The sequence below is a fragment of the uncultured Capnocytophaga sp. genome, from assembly GCF_938029845.1.
Taxonomy (GTDB): Bacteria; Bacteroidota; Bacteroidia; order Flavobacteriales; family Flavobacteriaceae; genus Capnocytophaga.
Map to the genome: position 1 here is coordinate 1 of NZ_CALHGG010000010.1, position 11,465 is coordinate 11,465.

An 11,465-nucleotide genomic window follows, 5' to 3' on the forward strand; every position below is an offset into this window, starting at 1 on the left:
AAGGAATTGTCTTTATCCTCTTAGGTATAGGCTTTTTTGCAGCCAATTATTTCATCTTAAAACAAAAGAAAAATGCGTAAGAAATACCTCATCATAGCCTTTGTCTGTACAGTTTTAGTACAATTAGCTTTCCCCTTGAAAATGATTTTTGACAGGGAATTGATTCTCCTTAGAGGTGAAACCTTCCTAATGAAGATTGAACCTATTGACCCTTATGATGCCTTCCGTGGGCGCTATGTGTCCATTAACTATACAAATGTAACGGCACCTATACCTTGGTCTATGCAACAAGAACATTATAAGTTTGACCACGATCTATTCATTCCTCTAAAGAAAGCTGCCAATGGCGAGGCTATCTATCAAGAGGCAAGAGAGATAAGACCTTCCGATACCGACATTTACCTAAGAGTTACTCCAGAGGGGCCTACGGTAGATTATGAGACTGTTTGGATTGATATACCCGACAAGCGTTATTATATGAATGAATACAAGGCACCCATAGCCGATAGGATTATCAAGGATGCCTATGCCCAAATTGTTGTCTACAAAGGACAGATGGTACTCAAGGGTATCTTGGTTGATGGCATGCCTATCGAAAAATATATTGACCAATTAACAAAAGACAAATCCTATTAAAATACACTTTACTATATGAAAGATTTCTCTTTAGAAAGACTCAAGCAAGAAATATTCTCCAAAAAATCCTTTCTCTGTGTAGGCTTAGACGTAGATTTGAACAAAATCCCTCCTTTCCTACTCAAGGAAAGCGATCCTATTTTTGCTTTCAATAAGGCAATCATCGATGCCACCCACCCCTATACCATTGCCTATAAGCCTAATATCGCTTTCTATGAGGCCTATGGGGAAAAAGGTTGGCAGTCACTAAGAAAAACTATTGACTACCTCAACGAGCAACATCCCCATATCTTTACCATAGCCGATGCCAAGCGAGGTGATATAGGCAATACGGCTACCATGTATGCGAAGGCCTTCTTTGAGGATTTACAGTTTGACAGTGTAACGGTAGCTCCTTATATGGGGCAGGATTCCGTAGAGCCTTTTTTGGCTTTTGAGCACAAAGCAACTATCTTATTAGCACTAACTTCTAACAAAGGAGCCTTTGACTTTCAAACTCTTACCACCGAGGGAGCACCACTCTACCAGCAGGTACTCACTCGTTCGCAACAGTGGCACAATGCCCACAACCTCATGTATGTAGTAGGCGCTACCAAGGCAGAATACTTAGCTGACATTCGCCGTATAGTTCCCCAATCCTTCTTATTGGTACCTGGCGTAGGTGCCCAAGGAGGTGACCTAAAGGAGGTATGCAAGTACGGACTCAATGACTCGGTAGGGCTCATTATCAATGCCTCTCGTGCCGTAATCTATGCTTCCCAAGGGGAAGATTTTGCCCAAAAAGCAGGAGAGGCAGCCCATAGCTTACAAAAAGAAATGGCGGCTATTCTTCAAACCAAATACCTTTCTCTATGACTTTTTCTGAAGAAAACTATCTAAAAATCATCTACCACCTTGGTCAAGAGCGACAAGAGGAAGTTACCACCAATGCCATAGCTGAGGCCATGCAGACTAAGGCTTCGTCAGTTACTGATATGCTCAAAAAACTACATGAAAAGGGATGGGTGGAACATAAGAAATACCAAGGTGTCTCCCTTACAAAAGAAGGAGAGAAAAACGCCCTTTTTGTCATTCGCAAACATCGTCTTTGGGAAGTGTTCTTGGTGGAAAAGCTCCATTTCTCTTGGGACGAAATCCATGAAGTAGCCGAACAACTGGAGCATATACAGTCCGACAAACTCATTGAAGAACTGGATAAGCTCCTACTATACCCTGAAAAAGACCCTCACGGAGACCCCATCCCTGATAAATATGGTCACATGCCCTCGCTCAAAAGTGAGCTGCTAAGCCAATTAAAAAAAGAAGAGAGCGCTCAATGTGTAGGAGTAAGAAATACTTCTAAAGAATTTTTGCAATATCTGAATAAGATAGACATTTCTATTGGAAAAGAAATTAAAATTCTGGAGATACATTCCTTTGATAATTCTATTGAAATTCAATTAGATAGCAAGACTATTAACATCTCTTCCATGGTAGCAGAAAACATCTATGTTAAAAAAAACAAATAAGTCTTATTTTTCTTTTTTGTTTCTGAAAAATAGATTATTTTTGCCCTCACATTCCTAATAAAAATGTTACGTAAAAAATACTATTTTATCATCCTTGGGGTGATTGCCCTTGCTGTGGTAGGTTACTTTGTATTCTTCCCTTCTGGAAAGTATAAGTTTGAAAACCAAGAAATTATACTCAATGATTGTGAAGAGGGAGAAGAAGATTGCGCTGAAGTCTCTATCAATTACATGCTTTGCAAAAGACCCAGTGCTTTTGCTCAGACATTTAACGACACTATACAGCGACAATTGGTCAGAATCCTTACTGCAAAAGATACTGTTATGGGAGTAAAGGAAGCTGGAGAACTATTCCTTACTCAATACAAATCGGACAAACAGCAGTTTGAAGGTATAACTCCTTATCAAATACAAATCGTGGACACCATTCTCCTTGAGAATGATGCCCTTATATCCCTTCAACGCTCAGGAACTGAGTACTTAGGAGGGGCTCACTCTGTCAGCTGGGCTACTTTTATGAACTTTAAAGCCTCCGATGGTACTTTCTTCCCTCAGGAAGAACTCTTTACTGATATGGGAAAGATATTGGAGGTAGCAGAAAAGCACTTCCGAGAGACTTTCAATATCTCTGAAGGAAAGAATCTAAGCGAAAATGGCTTTATGTTCCAGAATGACATATTTTCTTTGCCTAAGAACATAGGTTTTGACCAAAACTATCTTATTTTATTGTATAACCCTTATGAAATAGCCCCTTATAGTACAGGAATCTTAGAGGTGAAAATTCCTCTATCCGAAGTAAATCCTTGGCTTTCATTTAACCTTAATGACCCAAAAAGAAAATGACACCCACACGGAAAGTTTACTATTTAAGCAGTTGTGACACTTGCCAACGTATTCTCCATGAAATCAAAACATTGGAGGATTTTACCTTTCAAGATGTAAAGGAAGAGCCTATCTGTGAAACAGACCTCGAACAGCTCAAAAATGTTACAGGAAAGTATGAACTCTTGTTCAACAAAAGAGCCAAACTCTACAAAGAGCGTCAGCTGAACGAACAAGAACTGACAGAAAATGATTACAAAGATCTTATTCTGGAACATTATACTTTCCTAAAACGTCCTATCTTGGTTATTGATGATCATGTAGTATTGGGGAATGCTACTAAAATTATAAAAGAAACACGCAAGCACCTATGAGTATTATCACTCAACTGAATATCCCCACTACAAACCTTCCCCGTATTGTTGTCATAGGAGCAGGTTTTGGTGGTATCAACATCGTAAAGCAATTGGATTTTTCCAAAATGCAGGTGGTTCTGATCAATAAGACCAATTACCACACTTTCCAGCCACTACTCTATCAGGTGGCTACTGCGGGACTAGAACCCGACTCTATTGCACACTCAGTGCGCTCTATATTCAAAAAAGAGAAGACATTTCACTTCCGTATCACTGAAGTAAAACAGATCAATCCTAGCAAGAAAAGTATTCTCACTAATCTTGGGGAGCTCTCCTATGATTACCTTGTTATTGCTACAGGTTCTCAGACTAACTTCTATGGCAATGCCAATATCCAAAAGTATGCCATGCCTATGAAGACCGTCCCAGAAGCAATTGATATGCGTAGCCTCATTATCCAAAACTTGGAAGCAGCTATACTTACCAATGACCTTGAGGAGCGCAATAGCCTGATGAACTTTGTCATTGTAGGAGGAGGACCTACAGGGGTGGAGCTCGCAGGAGCATTCGCCGAACTTAAGAGTCATATCCTCCCTACCGACTATCCTGATTTGGATATCCGCAAGATGAATGTACACTTGATTCAAGCGGATCCTCGCTTGCTGGTAGGCATGGGAGAGAAATCAAGCGAAAAAGCCAAAGAATATTTGGAAAAAATGGGGGTTACCATTTGGTTCAATACCTTTGTAAAAGATTACGATGGCACCAATGTAGTAACCAACACTCACAATTTTGAGACTCGTACCCTTATCTGGACAGCTGGAGTAAAAGGAAATACCATAGAAGGGCTTCCTGAAGAAAGTATCCAGTTCGGTCGTTATCTGGTCAATGAGTTCAATGAGGTAAAAGGCTGTGAAAATATCTATGCCATAGGTGATATAGCTTGTATGATCAGCGACAAATATCCCAAAGGACACCCCATGGTAGCACAACCTGCTATCCAACAGGGTAAGCAATTGGGTAAAAACCTCAAGAGAAAGATTGCAGGGAAGAAGAACTTAGTACCTTTTAGCTACTTTGATAAAGGGGCTATGGCTACTGTTGGACGTAATAAGGCAGTAGTAGAGATTGCAGGCATGCGCTTCTCAGGTTGGTTTGCTTGGATACTTTGGATGGTTGTACATCTCGCTTTCCTTGTAGGCTTCCGCAACAAAATGGTAGCCTTAGCCAACTGGATTGTACAGTATTTCCAATATAATAAGGGAGTGAGACTCATTATTCGTCCTTATAAATCAGCTTATGAGAGAGAACACTCTCAGAAAGCATAAACTTTTCATATTTCTTCCATTAGAAACTGCCCCCTTAAGAGAGGGCAGTTTTTTATTCTACATAAAAATTAAAAATACGACTTGCTTATTCAAAAATTATAAGTATCTTTGCGCCCGAATTTATAATATCATTATTTATATTTAATTTATCAAACGATGAAAAAAATGATTCTTTCAGCATTAACTCTTTGGAGTTTTGCTGCTTTTGCCCAAGAAGAAGTTCCTTCTATGTCTGCTCCTGAGCCTTCTGCGGCTTCTGAAAAAACATGGACTCGTGCAGGGATTATCTCCCTTTTATTCAACCAAACTGCTTTCAACCACGATTGGACAGGGGGAGGAACCAATAACTACGGAGGAAACCTAAACCTTTCCTACGATGCCAATTACAAAAAGGATGCTTGGACTTGGGATAACAAACTTGTTATTGATTATGGTCTTACCAAAGTAGATGGTGATGCTTTCACCAAGAAAACCAATGACCGCTTTGCCTTTACTTCCCTCGTAGGACGACAAGTATCCGATACTTGGTTTGTTTCTTTCTTTGCCAATTTCCAAACCCAATTGGCCAAAGGATATAAGTACGATACTGACAATGCTGGAAAGCAAATCCGCACTGAAACTACCAATTTCTTAGCACCAGCTTATTTCTCTTTTGGTCCTGGTATGTTGTGGAAAAAGAGCGATAACCTAAAGGTGAATATTTCTCCTGCTACTTCAAGACTTATCTTCACTGATAAGAAATTCACTGAAACAGGTTCTCACTTTGGGGTAGAGCAAGGTAAAACTTCTCGCTTCGAGTTTGGTGCAGCTGTGAATGGATATGCTAAGTTCGATAATCTTGTGAAGAATGTAACTTTCGAGAACACTCTTAGCCTATATAGCAACTACCTAGACAAGCCTCAGAATGTAGATATTGACTACACTCTCAATGTATTGATGAAAGTAAACGACTTCCTTTCAGCCAACTTTACTTTCCAAGCTATCTATGATGATGACGCTGTTAAGGCTTTCCAAATAAGAGAAGTTTTCGGCGCTGGATTCACTTACAAATTCTAAGATAAGAGGTAAAAAAAATAAAAAGGTAAAAGAAATTCTTTTACCTTTTATTTTTTATCTTTTACTTTTCTTCATGTGGTCGTTTTCCGAAGATATTTTCCAAATCTTCCTTGAAGATGACCTCTCTTTCCAAAAGCAATTCAGCTAAAGTAGTGAGCTTATCCTGATTAGCTCTCAAAATAGCAAGAGCACGTTGGTATTGTTGTTCTATGATATTGCTTATTTCTTCATCAATCACCTGAGCTGTTTTCTCACTATAAGGCTTAGTAAATCCATATTCCTCACCTGTGGGGTCGTAATACGTCAGGTTTCCTATCTTTTCATTAAGTCCGTAAATGGTAACCATAGCGCGGGCCTGCTTGGTAACTTTCTCAAGATCACTGAGCGCTCCTGTGGAAATTTTCCCAAAAGTAATCTCTTCAGAAGCACGACCTCCGAGAGCGGCACACATCTCATCTTGAATCTGGTCTGTTCGTACAATCTGTCGTTCTTCAGGCAAGTACCAAGCAGCACCAAGGGAACGACCACGAGGAACAATTGTTACTTTCACCAAAGGAGCAGCATGTTCCAAAAGCCAACTTACAGTAGCGTGTCCTGCCTCATGATAGGCAATAGCTTTTTTCTCCTCTGGGGTAATGATCTTGTTCTTTTTCTCCAAACCTCCGATAATTCTATCTACTGCATCCAAGAAATCTTGTTTATCCACTGATGCTTTTCCTCGACGGGCTGCAATCAGTGCCGCTTCATTACATACATTGGCTATATCAGCTCCTGAGAAACCAGGGGTCTGTTTAGCTAAGAACTCTATATCCAAATCCTCAGTTATTTTGATAGGGCGCAAGTGTACCTTGAAAATCTCCTTACGCTCATTCAAGTCAGGCAAATCCACATAGATCTGTCGGTCAAAACGTCCTGCTCTAAGGAGTGCCTTATCTAGAATATCTGCACGGTTGGTAGCTGCTAAGACAATTACATTGGTAGTGGTGCCAAAACCATCCATTTCAGTAAGTAGCTGATTGAGCGTATTTTCTCTTTCATCATTAGCATTCGTGAGGTTATTTTTCCCTCTAGCTCTACCAATAGCATCTATCTCATCTATAAAAATGATAGAAGGTGATTTTTCCTTAGCTTGCCTAAACAAATCTCTCACACGTGAGGCACCTACCCCTACAAACATTTCCACAAAGTCAGAACCAGAAAGGGAGAAGAAAGGCACCTGTGCCTCCCCTGCTACCGCTTTGGCAAGGAGTGTTTTTCCTGTTCCTGGGGGCCCTACAAGGAGGGCTCCTTTAGGAATTTTTCCTCCTAGGGAGGTATATTTTTCAGGATTCTTGAGGAAATCCACTATCTCCTGTACCTCCTCCTTGGCACCTTCAAGACCTGCTACATCTTGGAAAGTAATTTTCTTATCCTTCTCTCCGTCAAAGAGTTTGGCACGAGAGCGACCAATGTTAAAGAATTGACCTCCTCCCATACCTCCTCCGGCACGGCGCATAAGGAAAATCCATAACCCTACGAAGAGTACTAGAGGCAACACTACTGTAATGAGTAAGTCACCTAAGAAATTCTGCTCTGTTTTGTATATCAGTTGCGTATTGGAGAGGTTGTTTTCTGCTACAATCTTGTTGAATCTGTTTTCAAAATTCTCCAAAACTCCTACCTCCATTTTATACTGAGGTACATCGGAATCTGCTCCAGCCTTGAACAAAGGGCTTTCAGCACGCACCTTCTTATGATCTGGCTTTTCCATAGCTTCTGGAAAAAGATAGATACGTGCTTGGTGCTTATTGACTACTACCACTCTGGAGATATCTCCATCTTGGAGGAATTTTTCAAATTCTGTTTGAGGAATTTCCTCGGGTTGTTTCCATAATCCAGAACTTGAGAGTGGATTAAGGATAAAAAATAGAATAAGCGCGAGCCCTGCATAAAACCAAAAAGCAGAGAATCGCGATGGCTTGTTCTCGTTCATAACTATTCATTTGTATTTATATGGGTTATTTGGGCATCTCCCCATAAGCCCTCTATATCATAATATTCGCGTACATGTTTTTGGAAGATATGTACTACCACATCTACATAATCAAGCAATACCCATTCAGCATTTTGCTCGCCTTCTACATGCCAAGGTTTTTGGGGCGTTTGTCTTTGTACAGCACCTGATATGGCTACTACCTGTGTATTGGATCCTCCTGTACAGATGACAAAGTAGCTACATACAGCATTGTCTATACCTCTAAGGTCTAAGATAGTGATGTCCTGACCCTTTACTTTTTGTATCCCCTCCAATATGGAAGAAAGCATTTGTTCTGTGTTATTTTTTTCTGACATTCAATTTTTTTAATTACTTTTGCAAAGCGACAAAGGTATAACATTTTATGGAAATTATCAAACTTAATGCCACAAATTCTACCAATACTTATCTTAAAAATCTTATTAAGGAAAAACCCGTAGCAGACCTTAGTTGTGTATGGGCACTTTCACAGACCCAAGGGCGAGGACAACAAGGAGCCACATGGATAGCTGAACCTTATAAAAACCTTACCTTCAGCGTTTTAAAAAAGTTTGACGCATTTCCCTCCGAATACCACTTTCTACTGAATATGGAAGTCTCCTTAGCCATTTTCCGTGCTCTAAAAAAGTTGTATATACCAGACTTAGCTGTCAAGTGGGCTAATGACATTTTGTCATCCAAAAAGAAAATCTGTGGTATTCTTATAGAAAACACGCTTAGCAAGGAGTATATCACAGCCTCAGTAATTGGGATAGGACTAAATGTAAATCAGCTTTTTTTCAATGATTTGCCCAATGTCTCTTCGCTACAAAAAATCATGGGACACCCCTTTGACTTAGAAGAAGTATTGCTCCTTATAGGTCATGAGCTAGAAGCCGCACTCACAAACCTCTCCCCTACCCGCTTTGATACGGTGTTGGAGGAGTACCACACCCACCTATTCCGCAAGGACAAGCCCTCCACCTTTGAGTATCCTAATGGAGAGCGCTTTATGGGCTACATCAGGGGAGTCAGTCATAATGGGCAACTCCAAGTAGAACAAGAAGATGCGCTGATGAGCTGGTTTTCACTTAAAGAAGTCAAATTACTTTACTAACCCCTTATCTTATGAAATATTTTTTCAGTACCCTCACGCTCCTTGCTCTTATCCTTAGCGGTTGCCAATCCCAAAAAGCAGCTATGGAGGCACTCTCTGGACAAACTTTCTATGCTTATTCGTTACACAATGGTAAGTATCGAGAAAGTTCCTTTCCACTCCTACCCAAGGATGTTTGGGATCACCCATACAAATACCTACATTTTCAGCTACAGCCCAAGGGCAACTACTTATATGTAACCTACGATAAGGTAGAAAATGGACAGCTCACCACCCATACCAAGCGCTACTGGGGGCTTTGGCGCAAACAAGGGTTTAGGTATCAATCCCGCTGGCTCATCTCGCCCCTTGTGCCCCTTTTCTTTGGCTGGGATATGCAGCGCTATTATTTTAAGGTAGACGACAAGCAAAACATCGATTTTACCGAAAAGGGAAGTCAATGGTTCTTTATAGGTGGCTTTGGCTATGCCTATGATCCCTATTATGGAGGTGGTCGCTTTAAGACAGTAGCTCATACCGAGCGACCTATGGTCTATTTTGACCAAGGTCGTTATGGTATTAGGACAAATAAAGATACCCTGACCGCTCCCCTTTATGATGAGTTGAGCTGGTTTGAGAATAGAGTAGCCCGCGCACGAAAAGAACACTACTGGGGAGTGATTGATACCCTTGGCAGAGAAGTTATTCCCTCTATATATGAACAAATTAGCTACGAGAGTTCGAGTAAACCACCTGTTTTCTTAGTCCAAAAAGATAGTCTCAAAGGAATTTTTTCTCTCAAGGGGGAACAGCTCACCCCTATACAATACAAACACTTAGAATATTATTGGTTAGGTGTGCTCTTAGCCCAAAAAGATAATCTGTGCGGCTTTATTGGCTCAGATGGCAAGGAAAAACTGGCTATTATCTACGATCATATCGAGAAAAATGATTATGGTTATACCCTTATCAAAGGAGATAAAGTAGGCTTTTTCAGATATGGAGGACAATATGCGCGATATATCCCAGCAGTATATACGGAAATAGATTTCCCCTCTACCACCAAAGAGTTTGCTGTAGTCCATAGTGGCGAGAAACTCCTACTGATAGATCGCAAAGGTGTTGTTCACGAGGCTGTTCCTACTAAGGTAAAAGGGATTGATGTCTTCCTGAACAAGCTCGAAGGTGTCGCCGAATACAAAGGACAGTACTATAAACCAGCACCAATGACCAATGACTAGTAGCTAGTGACCAAGAACTATTGAATTATTTGTCATTTGTCACTTGTCATTTGTCACTATTTTCGTATTTTTGCAAAATCAAACTAACTTTCATGAAAGAGACAGATATTATCATCATTGGGGCGGGACCTACAGGTCTTTTCGCCGTTTTTGAAGCAGGACTCTTACGCTTAAAGTGCCACCTCATAGATACCCTTCCCCAACCTGGAGGACAGCTCACCGAACTCTATCCTAAAAAACCTATCTTTGATATCCCTGGTTATCCTAGTGTGGGAGCAGGAGAACTGATCAATAATCTTATGGAACAAATCAAGCAGTTCCAACCCGAATTCACCCTCTCAGAAACTGCCGTAACTCTTGAGAAACAAGCCGATGATACCTTTATCGTTACCACAGACAAAGGCACCCAAATCAAAGGAAAAGCAGTAGCTATAGCAGGAGGCTTAGGTACTTTCGAACCACGTAAGCCAGAGATTAGCAACCTAGCAGATTATGAAGATAAGGGAGTGGAGTATTTTGTGAGAAATCCTGAACGCTTTGCAGGCAAGCGTGTAGTTATTGCTGGCGGAGGGGATTCAGCACTGGATTGGAGTATATATTTGTCCAATATAGCTCAGTCAGTCACCTTGGTACATCGTCGCAATGAATTCCGTGCGGCCTTGGATTCAGTAGAGAAAGTGAAAGAGCTAAAAGAAGCAGGGAAAATAAACCTTATTACCCCTTGTGAAGTAGTAGGTCTCAAGGGAGATGGACAGCTCTCGACAGTCGTCCTTGAAAAAGAAGGAGTACAAGAGGAATTACCTACTGATTACTTTATTCCCCTCTTTGGACTTACTCCTAAGTTAGGACCTATCGCTGATTGGGGATTGGAAATAGAGAGAAATGCTATTAAAGTAAATAATGCTCTTGATTACCAGACGAATATAGAAGGAGTCTATGCCATAGGCGATGTAAACACTTACCCTGGTAAACTAAAGCTCATTCTCTGTGGTTTCCATGAAGCTACCCTTATGTGCCAAGGGGTATACAACCGCCTCTACCCTACTAAGAAGTATGTACTGAAATACACTACTGTGGCAGGAGTTGATGGCTTTGATGGCTCCCGAAAAGAAGCTGAAAAAGCAGTCATTCAGTCTATATAAGTCAAGAGTGAAAAGTGAATAACGCTATAATTGCATACTTACACTTTTCACTCTTTATTTTTTATCTTTTACTTTTCACTAATTACTTTCCCTATTTCTGTTATTGGATAAGTAGCTTGCTCGCCTGTATCCATATACTTGATTACAGCTGTACCTGCTGTAAGCTCTGCCTCCCCGATAAGCACTACATACTTCACCTTTCGGCTATCAGCATAAGCTAATTGTTTCTTGAGCTTAGTGGCTTCTGGGTAGAGTTCAGCCTTATATCCTTGCGCTCTTAGTTGTTG

13 protein-coding genes are annotated in these 11,465 nt (G+C 40.7%); 10 read left to right on the forward strand and 3 right to left on the reverse strand.

All coding sequences use genetic code 11. The annotated features are described in order from the left end of the window. Nucleotides 1-72 precede the first annotated feature (72 nt). The 7 genes from Q0625_RS00530 to Q0625_RS00560 all read left to right on the forward strand — a co-directional run bounded on the left by Q0625_RS00530 (nt 73) and on the right by Q0625_RS00560 (nt 5,706). Nucleotides 73-636 carry a GDYXXLXY domain-containing protein gene (locus Q0625_RS00530; RefSeq protein ID WP_298822952.1) on the forward strand — a complete coding sequence of 188 codons (564 nt, stop codon included), beginning with the start codon at nt 73-75 and terminating at the stop codon, nt 634-636. Nucleotides 637-651: 15 nt separating this feature from the next. Next, complete coding sequence (pyrF, locus tag Q0625_RS00535; protein WP_298822953.1) at nt 652-1,491, forward strand: orotidine-5'-phosphate decarboxylase; 840 nt, start codon at nt 652-654, stop codon at nt 1,489-1,491. Further along, a complete protein-coding gene (locus Q0625_RS00540; protein WP_298822954.1) occupies nt 1,488-2,144 on the forward strand; it encodes a metal-dependent transcriptional regulator in 657 nt (218 codons plus the stop codon). The genes pyrF and Q0625_RS00540 overlap by 4 nt, the downstream gene beginning before the upstream one ends. Nucleotides 2,145-2,207: 63 nt before the next feature. Then, entirely contained in the window at nt 2,208-2,987 is a 780-nt protein-coding gene (locus Q0625_RS00545) for a DUF3298 and DUF4163 domain-containing protein (RefSeq protein ID WP_298822955.1), read from the forward strand. After that, complete coding sequence (locus tag Q0625_RS00550; RefSeq protein WP_298822956.1) at nt 2,984-3,340, forward strand: ArsC/Spx/MgsR family protein; 357 nt, start codon at nt 2,984-2,986, stop codon at nt 3,338-3,340. Before Q0625_RS00545 ends, Q0625_RS00550 begins: the two co-directional genes overlap by 4 nt. Next, nucleotides 3,337-4,650, forward strand: coding sequence for an NAD(P)/FAD-dependent oxidoreductase (locus Q0625_RS00555; RefSeq protein WP_298822957.1), 1,314 nt, complete (start codon nt 3,337-3,339; stop codon nt 4,648-4,650). Before Q0625_RS00550 ends, Q0625_RS00555 begins: the two co-directional genes overlap by 4 nt. A 156-nt stretch (nt 4,651-4,806) precedes the next feature. After that, nucleotides 4,807-5,706, forward strand: coding sequence for a DUF3078 domain-containing protein (locus tag Q0625_RS00560; RefSeq protein ID WP_298822958.1), 900 nt, complete (start codon nt 4,807-4,809; stop codon nt 5,704-5,706). Nucleotides 5,707-5,767: 61 nt separating this feature from the next. Here Q0625_RS00560 and ftsH read toward each other — a convergent pair whose 3' ends face one another. Both ftsH and rsfS read right to left on the reverse strand, forming a co-directional pair. Then, a complete protein-coding gene (gene ftsH, locus Q0625_RS00565; protein WP_298822959.1) occupies nt 5,768-7,678 on the reverse strand; it encodes an ATP-dependent zinc metalloprotease FtsH in 1,911 nt (636 codons plus the stop codon). A gap of 2 nt (nt 7,679-7,680) precedes the next feature. Then, complete coding sequence (gene rsfS / locus Q0625_RS00570; RefSeq protein ID WP_298822960.1) at nt 7,681-8,037, reverse strand: ribosome silencing factor; 357 nt, start codon at nt 8,035-8,037, stop codon at nt 7,681-7,683. 47 nt (nt 8,038-8,084) lie between these two features. On the opposite strand from rsfS, the gene Q0625_RS00575 reads away from it, so the two are divergent. The 3 genes from Q0625_RS00575 (at nt 8,085) to Q0625_RS00585 (ending at nt 11,178) form a co-directional block, all read left to right on the forward strand. After that, the gene (locus Q0625_RS00575) at nt 8,085-8,816 is read left to right on the forward strand and encodes a biotin--[acetyl-CoA-carboxylase] ligase (protein ID WP_298822961.1); all 732 of its coding nucleotides are present in this window, start codon (nt 8,085-8,087) and stop codon (nt 8,814-8,816) included. Between the two features lie 11 nt (nt 8,817-8,827). Next, on the forward strand, nt 8,828-10,036 hold the full coding sequence (locus Q0625_RS00580) for a WG repeat-containing protein (RefSeq protein ID WP_298822962.1): 1,209 nt from the start codon (nt 8,828-8,830) through the stop codon (nt 10,034-10,036). Nucleotides 10,037-10,128: 92 nt separating this feature from the next. Further along, nucleotides 10,129-11,178, forward strand: coding sequence for an NAD(P)/FAD-dependent oxidoreductase (locus Q0625_RS00585; protein ID WP_298822963.1), 1,050 nt, complete (start codon nt 10,129-10,131; stop codon nt 11,176-11,178). 68 nt (nt 11,179-11,246) lie between these two features. On the opposite strand, the gene Q0625_RS00590 is transcribed toward Q0625_RS00585, so the two are convergent. Beyond that, nucleotides 11,247-11,465: His/Gly/Thr/Pro-type tRNA ligase C-terminal domain-containing protein (locus Q0625_RS00590; protein ID WP_298822964.1), on the reverse strand; the 219-nt coding region annotated here is incomplete at its 5' end.